The sequence below is a fragment of the Streptomyces sp. ISL-12 genome (genome assembly GCF_018614415.1).
In the GTDB taxonomy this organism is placed as follows: domain Bacteria; phylum Actinomycetota; class Actinomycetes; order Streptomycetales; family Streptomycetaceae; genus Streptomyces.
In genome coordinates this window covers 1-17,442 of sequence record NZ_JAGGOO010000092.1, presented here as the reverse complement: position 1 = coordinate 17,442, position 17,442 = coordinate 1, and the positions used below count along the sequence as shown (strand labels likewise).

Annotated in this window: 14 protein-coding genes; 7 read left to right on the top strand and 7 right to left on the bottom strand. The window is 71.4% G+C overall.

The window, feature by feature from the left end; translation table 11 throughout:
* Positions 1-412 precede the first annotated feature (412 nt).
* Positions 413-2,869, top strand: a complete 2,457-nt coding sequence (locus J7I94_RS24525; RefSeq protein ID WP_215170073.1) for a DNA topoisomerase (ATP-hydrolyzing) subunit A — start codon at positions 413-415, stop codon at positions 2,867-2,869.
* On the opposite strand, the gene J7I94_RS24520 is transcribed toward J7I94_RS24525, so the two are convergent.
* Positions 2,866-4,023 (bottom strand): GTP-binding protein, encoded by a 1,158-nt coding sequence (locus J7I94_RS24520; protein ID WP_215170071.1) that lies wholly within the window; start codon positions 4,021-4,023, stop codon positions 2,866-2,868. The two genes, J7I94_RS24525 and J7I94_RS24520, sit on opposite strands and share 4 nt — an antisense overlap.
* Positions 4,024-4,306: 283 nt before the next feature.
* On the opposite strand from J7I94_RS24520, the gene J7I94_RS24515 reads away from it, so the two are divergent.
* The 5 genes from J7I94_RS24515 to J7I94_RS24495 all read left to right on the top strand — a co-directional run bounded on the left by J7I94_RS24515 (position 4,307) and on the right by J7I94_RS24495 (position 9,466).
* A complete protein-coding gene (locus J7I94_RS24515; RefSeq protein ID WP_215170069.1) occupies positions 4,307-4,879 on the top strand; it encodes a DUF6082 family protein in 573 nt (190 codons plus the stop codon).
* A 150-nt stretch (positions 4,880-5,029) separates the two neighbouring features.
* A complete protein-coding gene (locus J7I94_RS24510) occupies positions 5,030-5,266 on the top strand; it encodes a hypothetical protein (RefSeq protein ID WP_215170067.1) in 237 nt (78 codons plus the stop codon).
* 242 nt (positions 5,267-5,508) lie between these two features.
* A complete protein-coding gene (locus J7I94_RS24505; RefSeq protein WP_215170065.1) occupies positions 5,509-6,459 on the top strand; it encodes a sucrase ferredoxin in 951 nt (316 codons plus the stop codon).
* Positions 6,460-6,995: 536 nt separating this feature from the next.
* Positions 6,996-8,789, top strand: coding sequence for a sensor histidine kinase (locus tag J7I94_RS24500; protein WP_215170063.1), 1,794 nt, complete (start codon positions 6,996-6,998; stop codon positions 8,787-8,789).
* Positions 8,786-9,466, top strand: a complete 681-nt coding sequence (locus J7I94_RS24495) for a response regulator (RefSeq protein WP_215170061.1) — start codon at positions 8,786-8,788, stop codon at positions 9,464-9,466. Before J7I94_RS24500 ends, J7I94_RS24495 begins: the two co-directional genes overlap by 4 nt.
* 133 nt (positions 9,467-9,599) lie before the next feature.
* Here the strand turns inward: J7I94_RS24495 and J7I94_RS24490 are convergent, their stop codons facing one another.
* The 6 genes from J7I94_RS24490 to J7I94_RS24465 form a co-directional block, all read right to left on the bottom strand.
* Positions 9,600-11,192 carry a cation acetate symporter gene (locus tag J7I94_RS24490; protein ID WP_215170060.1) on the bottom strand — a complete coding sequence of 531 codons (1,593 nt, stop codon included), beginning with the start codon at positions 11,190-11,192 and terminating at the stop codon, positions 9,600-9,602.
* Positions 11,189-11,740: a DUF485 domain-containing protein gene (locus J7I94_RS24485; RefSeq protein ID WP_215170058.1), complete on the bottom strand. Its 552-nt coding sequence runs from the start codon at positions 11,738-11,740 to the stop codon at positions 11,189-11,191. Before J7I94_RS24485 ends, J7I94_RS24490 begins: the two co-directional genes overlap by 4 nt.
* A 69-nt stretch (positions 11,741-11,809) precedes the next feature.
* A complete protein-coding gene (locus tag J7I94_RS24480) occupies positions 11,810-12,526 on the bottom strand; it encodes a response regulator transcription factor (RefSeq protein ID WP_215170056.1) in 717 nt (238 codons plus the stop codon).
* Positions 12,523-13,677: a histidine kinase gene (locus J7I94_RS24475; protein WP_215170054.1), complete on the bottom strand. Its 1,155-nt coding sequence runs from the start codon at positions 13,675-13,677 to the stop codon at positions 12,523-12,525. The genes J7I94_RS24480 and J7I94_RS24475 overlap by 4 nt, the downstream gene beginning before the upstream one ends.
* Entirely contained in the window at positions 13,674-14,198 is a 525-nt protein-coding gene (locus tag J7I94_RS24470) for a DUF1453 family protein (protein WP_215170052.1), read from the bottom strand. Before J7I94_RS24470 ends, J7I94_RS24475 begins: the two co-directional genes overlap by 4 nt.
* Before the next feature lie 336 nt (positions 14,199-14,534).
* On the bottom strand, positions 14,535-16,658 hold the full coding sequence (locus J7I94_RS24465; RefSeq protein WP_215170050.1) for a type IIA DNA topoisomerase subunit B: 2,124 nt from the start codon (positions 16,656-16,658) through the stop codon (positions 14,535-14,537).
* Positions 16,659-17,099: 441 nt separating this feature from the next.
* Between J7I94_RS24465 and J7I94_RS24460 the strand changes: the two genes are divergently transcribed.
* Positions 17,100-17,330: a hypothetical protein gene (locus J7I94_RS24460; protein ID WP_189420941.1), complete on the top strand. Its 231-nt coding sequence runs from the start codon at positions 17,100-17,102 to the stop codon at positions 17,328-17,330.
* The last annotated feature ends 112 nt before the right edge of the window (positions 17,331-17,442 follow it).

Here is a 17,442-nt window from a genome sequence, read left to right as displayed (position 1 = left end):
GCAAGCAGGCACGAACGCGGATGCGGGGCAGGGGCCGCAAGCAGGCACGAACGCGGATGCGGGGCAGGGGCCGCAAGCAGGCACGAACGCGGATACGGGGCAGGGGTTGCGAACGGGCACGGGCAGCGGTCGCCGGCGGGTGAGCGCCCCGGCGCGCACCCCGGCGGTCACCGGCCCGGTGCTCGTGATGACGCGCGCCGGGGACCGGGAGGCCGCTGCGAAGCGGCTCGGCGGGTGCCGCCGACGGCGAGCACGGGCACGCGCGCGTGAGGCCGCCCGAGGCGAGGGCGTACCCTGCGGGCAGCACCGGGCCGGGCGCCCGCGACGGGTCCTGGTCGGTCGCTGTCAGTGCCGCAGTCCACAATGGACCGCGTCAGATCACCGTTCACGCTTCAGCGAGGAGCCGGCAGCGATGGCCCGCCGTAGTACGAAGACCCCGCCGCCCGACGACCCGTACGAGGAGAAGATCCTCGACATCGACGTCGTCGACGAGATGCAGGGCTCATTCCTTGAGTACGCGTACTCGGTCATCTACTCCCGTGCCCTGCCGGACGCACGCGACGGACTCAAGCCGGTGCACCGCCGCATCGTCTACCAGATGAACGAGATGGGCCTCAGGCCCGAGCGCGGGTACGTGAAGTGCGCCCGCGTCGTCGGCGAGGTGATGGGCAAGCTGCACCCGCACGGCGACGCGTCGATCTACGACGCCCTGGTCCGCATGGCCCAGCCGTTCTCGATGCGCGTCCCCCTGGTGGACGGCCACGGCAACTTCGGCTCGCTGGGCAACGACGACCCGCCCGCCGCCATGCGGTACACCGAGTGCCGGATGGCCGAGGCGGCCGGGCTGATGACGGAGTCGATCGACGAGGACACCGTCGACTTCGCCCCCAACTACGACGGCCAGGAACAGGAACCGCAGGCGCTGCCCGCCGCCTTCCCCAACCTGCTGGTCAACGGCGCCTCCGGCATCGCCGTCGGCATGGCGACCAACATGCCCCCGCACAACCTGCGCGAGGTCATCGCCGCGGCCCGGCACCTGATCCGGTACCCGAACGCCGACCTCGAAGCCCTGATGAAGCACGTCCCCGGCCCCGACCTGCCCACCGGCGGCGTGATCGTCGGGCTGCCGGGCGTCCGGGACGCGTACGCGTCGGGCCGCGGCACGTTCAAGATCCGCGCGACGGTGACCGTGGAGACGGTGACGGCCCGCCGCAAGGGCCTGGTCGTCACCGAGCTGCCGTTCGCGGTCGGTCCGGAGAAGGTGATCGCCAAGATCAAGGACCTGGTCGGCGCGAAGAAGCTCCAGGGCATCGCGGACGTCAAGGACCTCACCGACCGCGAACACGGGCTGCGCCTGGTCATCGAGATCAAGAACGGCTTCGTCCCGGAGGCCGTCCTGGAGCAGCTCTACAAGCTGACGCCGATGGAGGAGTCCTTCGGTATCAACAACGTCGCCCTGGTGGACGGCCAGCCCCTCACCCTGGGCCTGAAGGAACTGCTCGAGGTCTATCTCGACCACCGCTTCGACGTCGTACGGCGGCGCAGCGAGTTCCGCCGCGGCAAGCGGCGCGACCGGCTGCACCTGGTCGAGGGCCTGCTCACCGCGCTGATCGACATCGACGAGGTCATCCGCCTCATCCGCTCCAGCGAGAACTCCGCGCAGGCCAAGGAGCGCCTGATCGAGCGCTTCGGGCTGAGCGACGTGCAGACCCAGTACATCCTGGACACGCCGCTGCGCCGGCTGACCAAGTTCGACCGCGTCGAGCTGGAGGCCGAGAAGGACCGGCTCAACGCGGAGATCGAGGAGCTGACCCGCATCCTCGACTCCGACCAGGAGCTGCGCAAGCTGGTCTCGGCGGAACTGGCGGCGGTGGCCAAGAAGTTCGGCACCGACCGCCGGACCGTGCTGCTGGAGTCGGCGGCCACCCCCGTGGCCGCCGTGCCGCTCCAGGTGGCGGACGACCCGTGCCGGGTGCTGCTCTCCTCCACCGGGCTGCTGGCCCGTACGGCGAACGGCGAGCCGTTCGCGTCGGACGGCGGCGGCAAGCGCGTCAAGCACGATTTGATCGTCTCGGCGGTGCCCGCCACGGCCCGCGGCGAGGTGGGCGTGGTGACGTCCGCCGGGCGCCTGCTGCGGATCAACGTGGTCGACCTGCCGCAGCTGCCGGAGGAGATGTCCACGCCCAACCTGGCGGGTGGCGCGCCGCTGGCGGAGTTCGTCTCCCTGGAGGACGACGAGACGGTGGTCTGCCTGACGACCCTCGACGAGTCCTCGCCGGGCCTCGCGCTCGGCACGGAGCAGGGCGTCGTCAAGCGGGTGGTGCCCGACTACCCGGGCAACAAGGAGGAACTGGAGGTCATCACCCTCAAGGAGGGCGACCGCATCGTCGGCGCGGTCGAGCTGCGTACCGGCGAGGAGGACCTGGTCTTCGTCACCGACGACGCCCAACTGCTGCGCTACCAGGCCTCGCAGGTCCGTCCGCAGGGACGTCCGGCGGGCGGCGTGGCCGGCGTCAAGCTCACCGACGGCGCGAAGGTCATCTCGTTCACGGCGGTCGACCCGGCGGCGGACGCGGTGGTCTTCACCGTGGCGGGCTCGCGCGGGACGCTGGACGACTCCGTGCAGACCACGGCCAAGCTGACGCCGTTCGACCAGTACCCGCGCAAGGGCCGGGCCACGGGCGGCGTGCGCTGCCAGCGGTTCCTGAAGGGCGAGGACTGCCTGGCCCTCGCCTGGGCGGGTCCCGCGCCGGCCCGGGCCGCGCAGAAGAACGGCACACCGGCCGAGCTGCCGGAGATCGACCCGCGCCGCGACGGATCGGGCGTGTCCCTGCCGAAGACGGTGGCGGTGGTGGCCGGACCGGCCTAGACGACAGAGTCCGGGTCCGGGCCCACCCCGTCATCGAGGTCCGGGTCCGGCTGTCCCCCGTCGTCGGGGTCCTGCTCCTCCGGGCCCTGTACGTAGCGCAGGACGCCCCACATGCCGTGCTCGTCGGCGTGCGGGGCGTGGCTCGCGCACTCCTGGAGTTCCTTGGTGAGGGCGGGCGCGTCGATGCCGGAGCCGATCAGGACGAGCTGGGTCAGCCGTTCGGCGCCGGTCCCCGTACCGGGACCGGAACCGGTGGGCGGCCAGGGCTCCGGGTAGAAGCGCAGGAAGCGCCCGACGGCGTGCACGAGGTAGCGGTTGCGCGGATCGTACGGACCGAAGTCGACGTACCCCTTGATCCGGTACAGGCCCTCGGGCCGGCTGTCCAGGAACCGCATCAGGCGCCGCGGGTCCAGCGGGACGTCGGAGACGAACGACAGGCTGTCGTAGGCGCTGTGCAGATGGTCGGCGTGGCCGCCGGTCCGGGCGTGGTCGTGCAGGTCGTCGAAGGACAGCTGCCCCACGCGCTCCTCGGCCGGCCGGCAGTCGAAGAGGAACTCGGGGTCGACGCGGCCGTAGGTGGCCGGGACGACTGCGGCCCGGTCGGTGAGCGAGCCGACCAGGTCGAGCACCCGCTCGCCGCCGTCCGGGGCCCGGTCGAGCTTGTTGACCACGACCAGGTCGGCGAGGGCCAGGTGCCGGTCGATCTCGGGGTGCCGGGCCCGCGTCCCGTCGAACTCGGCGGCGTCGACCACCTCGACCAGACCGCCGTAGACGATCCCCGGCAGTTCGCTGGCGAGCAGCATGCGCACCAGTTCCTGGGGTTCGGCGAGGCCGCTGGCTTCGATGACGATGACGTCGACGCCGGCCTCCGGCCGGGCGAGCCGTGCCAGGTAGACGTCGAGTTCGCCGGGGTCGACGGCACAGCACAGACAGCCGTTGCCGAGCGAGACGGTGGAGTCCCCGAGTGCGCCGGCCACCGCCATCGCGTCGATCTCGATGGCGCCGAAGTCGTTGACGATCGCGCCGATGCGGCTGCCCCCGGAGCGGTGCAGCAGGTGGTTGAGGAGCGTGGTCTTTCCGGAACCGAGGAATCCGGCGAGGATGACCACCGGGATCTGCGGGGCCGGAACCCGCGGGGTCGGACTCTGCCCCAAGGTGCTGCCTCTCTGACATCTGCCGGACCGTGTGCCACCCCAGAATACGAGTCCCGGTGACGCCTCGGAGTGAACGATTGTCAGCGGCGTACGCGGGGGAGACGGTGGAGAAGGCGCCGGTGCGTGCGACCCCGCTTCCCTCCGTGCGCCGCCTCTCCGCCTCCCCGCCGATCAGAGCCGCTCGGCACTCTGGAGGTGGCAAGCGCCGCCCATCGCTCGCCGGTCCCCGTCACCCGCCCCGCACGCGACGACCGGCGGACGGTCGCCTGATACGGGGGTTGACATGGCCACACTGAAGAACCTCTCGGGGAGGTTCGGCTCCGCCGCGACCGGCCTGCTGGCCGCGACGGCCGGACTGGCACTGGCCGCACGTCAGCGGCGATTCGGGCCGGCACGCCTGCGTGCTCGGCAACTGGATCTCCACGCCAAGCAGCTGGAACTGGAGGAGCTGGCCCTCCGGCGCAAGTCCCTCGCACATCAGCAGCGCATGCACTGGGAGCTGCTGACCCGGGCGATCGACGACCCGTCACTGGCCGAGGTCATCGACACGTACGACAAGGACATACCGCTGGAGCGGCGCCGTCAGTTCTTCTACGCCAACGCCTGGTACGTGTACCTGTACCACGTGCACCGGGCCGGGCTCCTGGACCGGGAGGAGCTGTACGCGGCGCTGCGGGAGTTCTTCCAGAGCCCGGTCTTCCGCGAGTACTGGGAAGCGTCACGGCACATGCGCGCCTCCCTCAGCGAGACCTCCGAAGAAGCCCGCATGGGGCACATGGTCGACGGTCTCGTCCAGGACCTCGACGAGGCCGACACCGATGAGTGGTGGGTCGTCGGCACACCCCCCAGCGACTGACACCCGCACCCCGGAGGGGCCGAGGAGGAGTCAACACGGGAGCGCCAGGGCACACGGCAGAGCGTTTTTCGGCCATCCGGCATCGGGGATATCGCGGGCACCAGTAGCGTAAGGTCCCCCCAACCTGCCCAACCTCTAGGACCGGTACCTTTGAAGATCGTGCGCCGCATCGGTGTGCCCCCGAGCGCCCGTGGCAGTACCTCGGGATCCACCTGCCCCGATGTGTTCGAACTGAGTGACGGCAACTTCGCCGTCATCGGCACCGAGGCCACCGAGGCGCTGGAACGCGAACTGCCCGCCGACGCCGCCCGTGCCGACTACGAACGCATCGTCGTCGTGAGCCGGGAAACCCTCGTACGCGCCAAGGCGGACATCCCCGACGCCTGACCCACCACCCGCCCCGGCCGCACCCACCAGTGCCGAGCCGGACCGACCACCCGGCGAGCAGCCCGGCACCCCGTCCTGCTCGACGCTCCACCGATGAGGCCTGGCGCCAGAACACGGCACCAGGCCACACGCGTGTCCGGGACCAGCGCGCACGCTCCGCGTCCGCTCCGGCGTCACTCCACCGGCGGCTGTTCGAGTGCGGCGAGAAGTCGTCCCACTCAACTCAGGTTAGGCTCACCTCTGTGAGTAGGTGCTCAACCGTCTCCCAGGACCTCGACGAGCCCGTTTCGGGAACCGCGGCGACCGCCCGGACCTGGCTGCTGCTGGAGCAGCCCGGTCCGTGGGGTGTCAAGGCGCTCACATCGAGCCACCTGGATCCCGCCCTGGGCCGTGCCCTGGAGAAGGCCACGCGCGGCACGGGCGTGCGGATCGCGCTCATCCGCCGCCCCGGGCGTCACGCGGACCCCGGCGCGTCCGCCGAGCGACGGGTCTACACGGCTCACACCGCGCCGGGGAACGCCTGGCTGCGCGCCGCCACGGTCGCCGACCCCGCCCGCCTGCTCGACCTGGACTTCGCCGCGCTCGGCCGGGGCGACCACCGCGGTTTCGACACCGTGCTCCAGGGCGGGCCGCACACCGGCGACCCGCTCGTCCTCGTCTGCACCAACGGCAAGCGCGACCGGTGCTGTGCGCTGCTGGGCCGGCCGCTGGCCGCGGAACTCGCCGCTACCGGCACCGAGGGCGTCTGGGAGGTCACCCATCTGGGCGGCCACCGGTTCTCGCCGACCGTGCTGGTCCTGCCGTACGGATACGCGTACGGCAGGGTCGACGCCCAGGCGGTCGGGGAGGTCCTGCGGGGCGTCCGGGACAAGCGGATCGTCCTCGCGGGGTGCCGTGGCAGCTCGGCCTGGGAGCGGCCCGGGCAGGCCGCCGAGCTGGCGGTCCGAGCGGCGGTGGGCGAGTACGCGGCCGAGACGCTCAGCGTCGTGCGTACCGACGGTGCGGCACCGCGCTGGCAGGTGACCGTGGCCCACGCCGACGGGCGGCACTGGCGGGTCACGGTAGCCCAGGGCGCGTCGCTGCCGCCGCGCCCGGAGAGCTGCGGGGCGTCGGTCCTCGGCTCACCGGCGCGGATGGAGATCACCGGGATCCGTGAACTGGCGGTGGCGACGGCAGTGGCACTGGCCGGCTGACCGGCTGACCGGCTGCCGGGACTCGGCCGATGCCGCTGGGCGGCTGCCGGGGCTTCGGTGCCGCTGGGCTTCTCCCGGGGGCTTCGGTGCCGATGAACGCCCGCCGGGGGTCTGGTGCCGCTGACCGGCTGCGAAGGGGGCTTCGGTGCCACTGACCGACTGCTGGGGCTTCGGTGCCGCTGACCGGGGGCTTCGGTGCCGCTGGGGATCTCCCGGGGCCTTGATGCGACTGGCCGCCGACCGGGGGCTCGATGCCACGCACCGCCTGCCGGGGCTCCGCTGCCGCTGGCATTCTCCCGCGGCCTGATGCCACTGACCGCCGGCCGGGGGCTCGATGCCGCTGACCGCCCCCGGGGCCCCGATGCCACGGACCGCCTGTCGGCGCCCCGGCGCCACTGGGATTCTCCCGCGGCCATGACACGACTGGCCGCCCCCGGGGCCCGATGCCACGCGGGGGCCTCCCGCTCCCGTGCTTCCGGTAGATCCGCGTCACACCGTCTTCGGCTGGGTGCCCGCACCACGTACCGTCGAGGGCCATGAGCCCCACTCCTCCCCCGCGCCGCCTGCGCCTCGGTCTGCCACGGCGGGTGTTCTCCCAGGTGCTGCTGATGCAGCTGGCGATCGCCGCCGGAGTCGCGGTGCTGGCCACCGGGCTGTTCCTCGCGCCGCTCGGTGATCAGCTGGACGACCAGGCGATGCGCCGGGCACTGGCCATCGCGCAGACGACCGCGCAGCAGCCGCAGCTCGCGGCGGAGCTGCGGAGCACCCCCGCGACGGCGGACGGTCCGGTCCAGCGGGAGGCGGAACGGATCCGGAAGGCCACCGGGGCGGAGTACGTCGTGGTACTGGACCGGCGGGGCGTGCGCTGGTCGCACACCGATCCCGACCGGATCGGCGCGGCCGTGTCCACCGATCCGGGCGAGGCCCTGGCCGGGCACGAGGTGATGGAGATCGACGAGGGCACCCTGGGCCGCTCGGCCCGCGGCAAGGTGCCGCTGCGCGACGGTGACGGCGACATCGTCGGGGCGGTCTCGGTCGGGATCGCCTACGACAGCGTCCGGGCCCGTCTGCTGCACGCCGTCCCCGGACTGTTCGCGTACGCCGGGGGCGCGCTGGCGGTCGGCGCGCTGGCCGCCTGGCTGATCGCGCGCCGGGTCCAGCGGCAGACCCGTGACCTCGCCTTCTCCGACATCTCGGCGCTGCTCTCGGAGCGCGAGGCGATGCTGCACGGCATCCGGGAGGGCGTCGTCGCCCTGGACCGGGCGGGCCGTGTCCGCCTCCTCAACGACGAGGCGCGGCGCCTGCTGGACGTCGGTGACGAGGCCGTGGGCCGCACCCCCGGCGAGGCGCTCGGCGAGGGACGTACGGCCGATGTGCTCGCCGGCCGGGTCACCGGCACCGACCTGCTCACCGTCCGCGGCCCGCGCGTGCTGGTCGCCAACCGGATGCCCACCGGCGACGGCGGCGCCGTGGCCACCCTGCGCGACCGCACCGAGCTGGAACAGCTCGGCCGGGAACTGGACTCCACGCGCGGCCTGATCGACGCCCTGCGCGCCCAGGACCACGAGCACGCCAACCGCATGCACACCCTGCTGGGACTGCTCGAACTGGAGATGTACGACGACGCCGCGGAGTTCGTCGGCGAGGTGGTCGGCAACCACCGGGCCACCGCGGAACAGATCACCGAGCGGATCACCGACCCGCTGCTGGCCGCGCTGCTCGTCGGCAAGGCGACCGTCGCGGCCGAGCGCGGCGTCACCCTGTGGGTGTCGGACCGGACCCGGCTGCCGGACCGGCTGATCGACCCGAGGGGACTCGTCACGGTCGTCGGCAACCTGGTCGACAACGCCGTCGACGCCGCCGCGGGCACCCGGCACGCGCGCGTGGAGGTGGAACTGCGGGGCGAGGGACGTACGGCGGTGCTGCGCGTGCGCGACACGGGGCCGGGTGTGCCGGCCTCGCAACGCGAGGTGGTGTTCACGGAGGGCTGGTCGACCAAGGAGCCTCCGGCGCACCGCCGGCGGGGGATCGGGCTCTCCCTGGTCCGGACGTTCGCCGAGCGGCAGGGCGGCAGCGCGGTGGCCGGCGAGGCTCCCGGCGGGGGCGCCGAGTTCACGGTCGTCCTGCCCGAGGCACTGGCCGAGCCCGGCCCCGTGGCAACCGCCACCGAGCCCGGCCCCACGGCAACCGCCACCGGACCCGCTCCCGCGGCAGCCGCCTCCCTGCCCTCGCCCCGGCCGGACGTCACCGTGCCCTCGTCCCGGCCGGACGTCACCGTGCCCTCGTCCCGGCCGGACACCGGGGCCGACGGCGAGGAGGAGTCGCGATGATCGAGGTCCTGGTCGTGGACGACGACACCCGCGTCGCACGCGTGAACGCCGCCTACGTCGAGAAAGTACCGGGCTTCCGCGTGGCCGCCCAGGCACACAGCGCGGCCGAGGCCCTGCGGCGGCTGCAGACCCTGCCCCGCCTCGACCTCGTACTCATGGACCACTACCTGCCGGACCGGACCGGTCTGACGGTCGTCCAGGAGATGCGCCGGCGTGGCCACCAGACCGACGTGATCATGGTGACGGCCGCGCGGGACCGGGCGACCGTACAGGCGGCGATGCGCCAGGGCGCGCTGCAGTACCTGGTCAAGCCGTTCGCCTTCGCGGGCCTGCGCGTCAAGCTGGAGGCGTACGCGGAGCTGCGCCGCGCCCTGGACGGCGGCGGCGAGGCGGAACAGGCCGAGGTGGACCGGATGTTCGGGGCCCTGTCGGCATCGTCGGAGCCCGGGCTGCCCAAGGGCCACTCCCCCACCACCGCGGAGCTGGTGCGCCAGTGCCTGATGCGGGCCGAGGGGTCTCTGTCGGCCCAGGAGATCGCCGAACGGACCGGCGTGAGCCGGCAGACCGCCCAGCGCTATCTGAAGCTCCTGGAGCGCACGGGACGGGCCAGACTGACCCTGAGATACGGCGACGCCGGCCGCCCGGAACACCGGTATGTGTGGGCGACCCACACCTGAGGCCCGCCTGACCACGTCACGTCACGTCACGCTCTCGTCCGCCCTCCCCCTCGGCAACCGTCGACGGAGGACGACGAACCGGTACGGCACCACGGACGAGCCGGTACGGCACCACAGGCGTGCGGGCCCCCCGTCACACGGCTCCCGCCCCCGTCAGTGCCCGTACCTCGGTCTCCGCGTGCTTGGCCCGGTCCGCGGGCTCGGCGGAGGTGACGGTGCCGAGCCAGCCCGCGACGAAACCCAGCGGGATGGAGACCAGGCCGGGGTTCTGCAGCGGGAAGCACTGGAAGTCGGCGTCCGGGAACAGGGCCCCGGGGCTGCCCGACAGCACCGGCGACACCAGCACCAGCACCACCGCCGGGACCAGACCGCCGTAGACCGCCCACACGGCGCCGCGTGTGGTGAAGCGGCGCCAGAACAGTGAGTACAGCAGGACCGGCAGGTTGGCGGAGGCGGCCACGGCGAAGGCGAGGCCCACCAGGAAGGCGACGTTGAGGTCCCTGGCCAGCAGCCCGAGGGCGATCGCCACCGCCCCGACGCCGACCGCGGCGCAGCGGGCCACGGCCACCTCGCCGCGCGGCTCAGCGCGGCGGCGGCGCAGCGAGGCGTACAGATCGTGGGCCACGGACGCGGAGGAGGCCAGGGTGACTCCGGCGACCACCGCGAGGATCGTGGCGAAGGCGACCGCGGCGACGACCGCGAAGAGCACGGTTCCGCCGGTGGAGTCGGGGCCGCCGCCGAGGTCGAGCGCCAGCAGCGGCACCGCCGTGTTCCCGGCCGCGCTGGACTGCCGTACGGCGTCCGGTCCGACGAGGGCGGCCGCACCGAACCCGAGGACGATCGTCATCAAGTAGAACCCGCCGATCAGTCCGATCGACCAGACCACCGACCGCCGGGCCGCCCGGGCGGTGGGCACGGTGTAGAAGCGGGACAGGATGTGCGGCAGCCCGGCGGTGCCCAGGACCAGGGCGAGCCCGAGGCTGATGAAGTCGAGACGGGCGGTCCAGTCCCCGCCGTACTTGAGCCCTGGCGCCAGGAACGCCTCACCGTGCCCGCTGCGCGCGGCCGCGCTGAGCAGCAGTTCGTTGAAGTCGCCGTGGAAGCGGACCAGGACCAGCGCGGTCAGCGTCATCGTGCCGCCGAGCAGCAGCACCGTCTTCACGATCTGGATCCAGGTGGTGGCCCGCATCCCGCCCAACGACACATAGACGACCATGAGCGCGCCGACTCCTACGACGGTCCAGGCCCGCGCCGCCTCGCCGGTGCCGCCGAGCAGCAGCGCGACCAGGCTGCCCGCGCCCACCATCTGCGCCACCAGGTACAGCACGGACACGGTGACCGATGAAGTGCCCGCGGCGATCCGCACCGGCCGCTCCCGCATCCGCGCCGCCACCACGTCGGCGAGGGTGAACCGCCCGCAGTTGCGCACCAGTTCCGCGACGAGGAACAGCACCACGAGCCACGCCACCAGGAAGCCCACCGAGTAGAGCATGCCGTCATAGCCGTAGAGCGCGATCAGGCCGGAGATGCCGAGGAAGGAAGCGGCGGACATGTAGTCCCCCGCGAGGGCGAACCCGTTCTCCGACGGGGAGAACAGACGGCCGCCCGCGTAGAACTCCTCCGTCGATCCCCGCCGGTTGCGGCCCACCCAGGTGGTGATCCCCAGCGTGACCCCCACGAAACAGCTGAACAGCACCAACGCCAGCGTCTGATGCTCCCCGGTCATGCCGCGCCACCCCGGGCCCGGGCCCGTTCCTGCGTGTGCCAGCGGAGCTCCAGCGCCGCCCGGTCCCGGCGGAGCCGTGCGTGCCGGGTGTAGGCCCAGGTCAGCAGAAAGGTGGTGAGGAACTGACCGAGCCCGGCGAGCATCGCCACGTTCACGGCCCCCGCCACCGGCCGGCCCATCAGCCCCGGCGCGGTCGTGGCGGCCACCAGGTAACCCAGATACCACACGAGGAAGCCGGCCCCCGCCGGTACCACGAACCTTCGATACCGGCTGCGCACCTCCTGGAACGCCGCGCTCCCCTGCACCTCCAAGTAGGCCTCGGTCGTGGCCGTGACCGCAGCCTCAGCCGTGCGCGTGGCCCGCGTCGCGGACGTGGGCGAGACCGCGGCCGGGGCGCCGCCGCCCGGTGCCGGTCGCGTCGGCGACGGGGGAACCGGCGTCGCCGTGCCGGCCGATTCCGCCACCTCACCCCATCCGGAGGCGAGGGCGTCGTACCAAGGGTCGTCATAGGCCCCCGCCTCACGGAGGCGATCATTGCTTGACTGCATGCCCAAGAATGGACAGAACGGGAAGATCCCCGACTCATCTTCCTCCCGCTCTTCACCCCTTCAGGTGACTCACCCCGCCGGTGGCCGTACAAGCCCCTTCCCATAGGCGTAACGGACCGCCTGTGCACGGTCCTTGATCCCGGTCTTGGCGAACAGGTTGTTGATGTGGGTCTTCACTGTCGCGGTGGAGACATGCAGCCTGCGGGCGATCTCCTGGTTGCTGAGTCCTTCCGCGATCAGCACCAGCACCTCGGTCTCCCGCGTGGTGAGCCCGTCCGGCACCTCGGCCGGCGGTGCGGGACGCGCTTCCGGTTCCGACAGTCTCTCCAGCAACCGGCGCTGGATACCCGGAGACAGGCCGGCATCCCCGGAGAGCACACTGTGAACGGCCCGTACGATCTCCTCCCCGCCCGCGTCCTTGGTGAGATAACCGCGCGCCCCCGCTCGCAGGGCCGGGAACAGCGACTCGTCGTCCACGTACGTCGTGAGAACCACGACCTGCGTTCCAGGGTGCTCGGCCCGAATCCGCCGGGTCGCCTCGACCCCGTCGCACCGCGGCATGCGCAGGTCCATCAGCGCCACGTCCGGAGCCAGTTCGGCCACCAGCCGCACCGCCTCCTCACCGTCGCCCGCGGCGCCCACCACCTCGACACCCGGTAGCAGCCCCAGCAGCATGACGATGCCCTCGCGCACCACCGTCTGATCGTCCACGACCAGGACCCGGGCGTCCTTGCCGCCCCAAGAGCCCTCGTCCCGGGCGTCCTTGTCCCGGTCCTCTCCCGTCATACGGGGACCTTCAACGTCACCACGAACCCCTCCTCGCCCGGTCCTGCCCGCAGCGAGCCACCCAGCAGTTCGGCACGCTCCCGCATACCCATAAGACCGTAGCCGCCTCCCGTGCCTGCCAGTTCACCGGTTCCGCCGCCCGAGTCGCTGACGTCCAGGGTCACTTCGTGCCCGCCGTAGTCGAGGACCATCCGGACCTCCGCGCCCGGAGCGTGCTTACGGACGTTGGTCATCGCCTCCTGGGCGACCCGGCGTACGGTCTGCGACGCCTCGGCCGGCAGCGGCCGACGCTCACCCGTAATGGTGACTGTCGCACGGGCGCCGTCCGGTGTGCCCACGAGTTGCTCCAGGAAATCCTCCAGTGGCGTCAGCTCACCGCGCAGGGCGGACAGCGCCTGCCGGGTCTCGGCGAGTCCGTCGCGGGCCATCCCCCGGGCTGCCACCACTCGTTCCAGGATCTGCTCCCGCTCCGCTCCCCTCTCGATCAGCAGCCGCGCCGCCTCCAGGTGCACCATCTGTGCCGACAGACTGTGCGCCAGCACATCGTGGATCTCCCGGGCGATACGGGCGCGTTCGGCGAGCGCCGCCGACTCCGCCTCGGCCGCCCGCGCGGCACGCTCCTGGGCGAGCATCCGCTGTGCGTGTCCCCGGGCCTCCGCGTCGAGCCGCAGGACGTACCCGCCCAGGGCCAGCCCGGCCGCCAAGGCGGCGCTGCTCGCCCAGGAGTTGTCGCTGACCATGGCGTAGGCGGCGAAAGCCACCAGGTCCACGGGCAGCGCCACCACGAGGGGGAGCCGCTCCAGCGCGATGACCGCACATCCACACCACAGGACCGCAGCGGGGATGTCGAAGCCGACGGCCTGGGCGATGCCCCCAAGACCGAGGAGAACCGCCACGAGGCACAGGGACGGCCGGAGCCGGTGTGCGAGCGTGGTCCGGAAGAGCGCCCAGGCCACCACCACGGACAGCAGAACCACCGCTGTCGCACCGACCGCGTCCCACCCGTTTTCACCGCCGGCGACCGCTCCCCACAGGAGCGCACCCAGCCCCAGCACCCGTACGACGACGGCCAGCAGGCGCCGGTGAGCCGAGCGCCTCTCGCGCCCGAGCGCTTCCTTGGACGGCCACCGCGTCCAGGCGTTCTCCGTCACACAGGTTCCTTCCGAGTGGACCAGGACACGCCGGCACCGTATATCGCGGCCGAGGGGGCCATCGGGCGCACCGTGCGCAGACGCCAGGCCAGAGTCGCGGAGCGGGCCAGCAGGGTGGCCGCGAGGGCGAGCAACAGGGCGGGAGTGTCCTGACGCACGCCCAGGACCGAACCGAGGAGGAACACGGCCACGCGGACGGCTATGCCCACGCCCCACACCGCGGCGGTCGCCTTGCTGCCCTTGCTCCAGACGGTGCCGTCCGCCTCCGACCATATGCGGGTGGTCCAAGCCAGTCCCGCTCCGACCGCCGCCCCCAGGAGCAGTTCCATGACAAGCAGGGCCGCCGACGCGGTGTGGTGGTCGGCGCCGAGCAGTCCCGGCTGCTTCAGCGCGACCAGGGCCAGCACGACGGGCGCTGTCCACCAGCGCTTCTCCGTGTTGATCCGGCTCGGGCGGAACTGGCGAGAGACCACCAGGCCGACCACGGCCACGATCACCAGCGCGTCGACAACCCCGGACATCCAAGCCTCCGTGTACGAGAAGGGGAAGTCGGCAGTGAGTCCTGCCGACGCCTTCGACGTTACGGAAAGTGCCGGACCGGAAGATCGGAGCCCGGGTGGATCATGGGTGGAGCCTCGGAGCGATGGGCCTCCACCCACGGGTGGAGGCTGCCCGTCGGCCCCCTCCCACAGCAGCTCGGCACCTCAGTGGCTCGGTGACGCAATGGCTCGGGGGCGGGGGCTCCGCACTCCCTGCACCCCGGCGACCCCAGGCCCCGGGCCGCCACTCCGGGTCCCGGTAACGGACGCTCCGTGACTGTCCGTTACCGCTCGCTCCCTGCCCAGGCGCCGAGGCGCCTACGCGTCGATCCGCGACCGGTCGAGCGTCGCCGCCGAGTTGGAGATGAACTCCTTGCGGGGCGCGACGTCGTTACCCATCAGCAGGTCGAAGACCTGCTCGGCGGCCTCCAGGTCGGTGAGGTTGATCCTGCGCAGGGTGCGGCGCCGCGGGTCCATGGTCGTCTCGGCCAGCTGGTCGGCGTCCATCTCACCGAGGCCCTTGTAGCGCTGGATGGAGTCCTTGTACCGGACACCCTTGCTCTGGAACTCCATGAGCTTGTCGCGCAGCTCACGGTCCGAGTATGTGTAGACGTACTTGTCCTGGCCCTTCTTCGGCTGGGTGAGCTCGATGCGGTGCAGCGGCGGCACCGCGGCGAAGACCCGGCCGGCCTCGACCATCGGCCGCATGTAGCGGTGGAAGAGGGTCAGCAGCAGTGTGCGGATGTGCGAACCGTCGACATCGGCGTCGGTCATCATGATGATCTTGCCGTAGCGGGCCGTGTCGATGTCGAAGGTCCGCCCCGAGCCGGCCCCTATGACCTGGATGATCGCGCCGCACTCGGCATTCTTCAGCATGTCCGTCACGGACGACTTCTGGACGTTGAGGATCTTGCCGCGGATCGGCAGCAGCGCCTGGAACTCGGAGTTCCGGGCGAGCTTCGCCGTGCCGAGCGCGGAGTCTCCCTCGACGATGAACAGCTCGCTGCGGTCGACGTCGTCGCTGCGGCAGTCGGCCAGCTTGGCGGGGAGCGAAGAGGACTCCAGGGCCGTCTTGCGGCGCTGGGCGTCCTTGTGCTGGCGGGCGGCGATGCGGGTGCGGGCCGCGGCCACCGCCTTCTCCATGACGACCCGCGCCTGCTGGGCGGCGTCACGCTTGGTGGAGGTCAGGAACGCCTTGAGTTCCTTGGTGATCACGTTGTTCACGATGCGGCGGGCGGCCGAGGTGCCGAGCACCTCCTTGGTCTGCCCCTCGAACTGCGGCTCGGCCAGCCGAACCGTGACAACCGCCGTGAGCCCCTCGAGGGCGTCGTCCTTGACGATGTCGTCCTCGGCGACGCGGAGCAGCTTCTTGGCTCGCAGCACCTCGTTCATGGTCTTCGCGACGGCCTGCTCGAAGCCGGCGACATGGGTGCCGCCCTTGGGTGTGGCGATGATGTTGACGAACGACTTGACGGTGGTGTCGTAGCCGGTCCCCCAGCGCATCGCCACGTCGACGCCCAGGTCACGGGTGACCTCCGTGGGCGTCATCTGACCGTGCTCGTCCAGGACGGGGACCGTCTCCTTGAAGCTGCCCTGCCCGGTGAAGCGGAGGACATCGCAGATACCGCGGTCATTGGCCAGGTACTCGCAGAACTCACTGATGCCGCCGTCGAAGCGGAAGGACTCCTCGCCCTTGCTGCCGCCCTCACCGAGGCCGAACTCGTCCCGGACGACGATGGTCAGGCCGGGCACCAGGAAAGCGGTCTGGCGAGCCCGCTGGTGCAGCGTGTCGAGCGAGAGCTTGGCGTCCTTCAGGAAGATCTGCCGGTCCGCCCAGTACCGCACGCGCGTGCCACTGCGCGACTTCGGGATCTTCTTGGCCTTGCGCAGCCCGCTCTTCACCTCGAACTTGGCGTCCGCACCGCCGCCGGCGAAGGCACCGGGGACCCCTCGCCGGAAGCTGATGGCGTGGGTGTGACCGCCACGGTCCACCTCGACGTCCAGCCGCGCGGACAGGGCGTTGACCACGGAGGCGCCGACGCCGTGCAGACCGCCGGAGGCGGCGTACGAGCCACCGCCGAACTTGCCGCCGGCGTGCAGCTTGGTCATGACGACCTCGACACCGGAGAGGCCGGTCTTGGGCTCGACGTCGACCGGGATGCCGCGGCCGTTGTCGCGGACCTCCACCGAGCCGTCGTCGTGGAGGATCACGTCGATGTGGTCGCAGTAGCCACCGAGGGCTTCGTCGACGGAGTTGTCGATGATCTCCCACAGGCAGTGCATCAGACCACGACTGTCGGTCGACCCGATATACATACCGGGGCGCTTGCGCACGGCCTCGAGCCCCTCGAGGACGAGCAGGTGCCGCGCGGTGTAGTTGGAACCGTCCCGGTCTGCTCCTGCCAGCAGCGCAGTGGACGGCACGGACGTCTCGGCGGTCACGCGGTTCGCTCCTCGCTGAATTTCAGATGGGGCCCCATTGGGTAAGGGCGCGGCGTCGTTCACCGCTCAGAGGGTACCGAGCCCAGGTAGAGCCGTTGTAACGCCACCCTCGTCACGACGGCAGCCTAGTCCACAGTCGCATACCTGTTCGATCCCTCGATGGGGTGAAGTGCACATCACGTTCCCTTCGAGGCATGAACCATTTAGGCTCCGGGCACGTCCTCATGAACAACCGGCAAGCCAGCCGGCGGGGACCGACACTGACCGATAGCGCGAACCCGTACGACACATAGACACGCAATACGGCACATTCGCCGCCAACCGGCAACAGCTAGCCTCCTCGGAAAATTTTTTCGAGGAAAAGCCACGAGCGGGAACGTTTTGGGGCTGGTTGGATGTTGACCCTGGTACGACAGCTCGTCGAGCTAGAGAAGAGGCGACGTGACTACTGTTCTGACTTCCGCGAGCCCGCTGACGGCCGCCGACCGTTGCGACCGTTGCGGCGCCCAGGCGTACCTGCGCGTCGTCCTGCTGAGCGGCGGAGAACTGCTCTTCTGCGCCCACCACGGGCGCAAGTTCGAGCCGGAACTCAAGAAGATCGCCGCTGAGATACAGGACGAGACCGAGCGCCTGACCTCCGTTCCGGCAAGCGACTCGGAAGACGAGCGCTGACCTATCGCGTCCCACGACGAGCAGACCGGCACAGGCCGGTAAGGGCGGCCCACCTCCCCACCCGGAGGCGGGCCGCCCTCGCTCGCGTACAGCGCCCCTAGGGCCTGTCGTT

What these genes read in the sequence shown, in the direction of transcription:
- J7I94_RS24480 (WP_215170056.1), bottom strand. Translation starts at nt 12,526, where the DNA reads ATGACGGGAGAGGACCGGGACAAGGACGCCCGGGACGAGGGCTCTTGG.
- J7I94_RS24500 (WP_215170063.1), top strand. Translation starts at nt 6,996, where the DNA reads ATGAGCCCCACTCCTCCCCCGCGCCGCCTGCGCCTCGGTCTGCCACGG.
- J7I94_RS24525 (WP_215170073.1), top strand. Translation starts at nt 413, where the DNA reads ATGGCCCGCCGTAGTACGAAGACCCCGCCGCCCGACGACCCGTACGAG.
- J7I94_RS24470 (WP_215170052.1), bottom strand. Translation starts at nt 14,198, where the DNA reads ATGTCCGGGGTTGTCGACGCGCTGGTGATCGTGGCCGTGGTCGGCCTG.
- J7I94_RS24515 (WP_215170069.1), top strand. Translation starts at nt 4,307, where the DNA reads ATGGCCACACTGAAGAACCTCTCGGGGAGGTTCGGCTCCGCCGCGACC.
- J7I94_RS24495 (WP_215170061.1), top strand. Translation starts at nt 8,786, where the DNA reads ATGATCGAGGTCCTGGTCGTGGACGACGACACCCGCGTCGCACGCGTG.
- J7I94_RS24485 (WP_215170058.1), bottom strand. Translation starts at nt 11,740, where the DNA reads ATGCAGTCAAGCAATGATCGCCTCCGTGAGGCGGGGGCCTATGACGAC.
- J7I94_RS24490 (WP_215170060.1), bottom strand. Translation starts at nt 11,192, where the DNA reads ATGACCGGGGAGCATCAGACGCTGGCGTTGGTGCTGTTCAGCTGTTTC.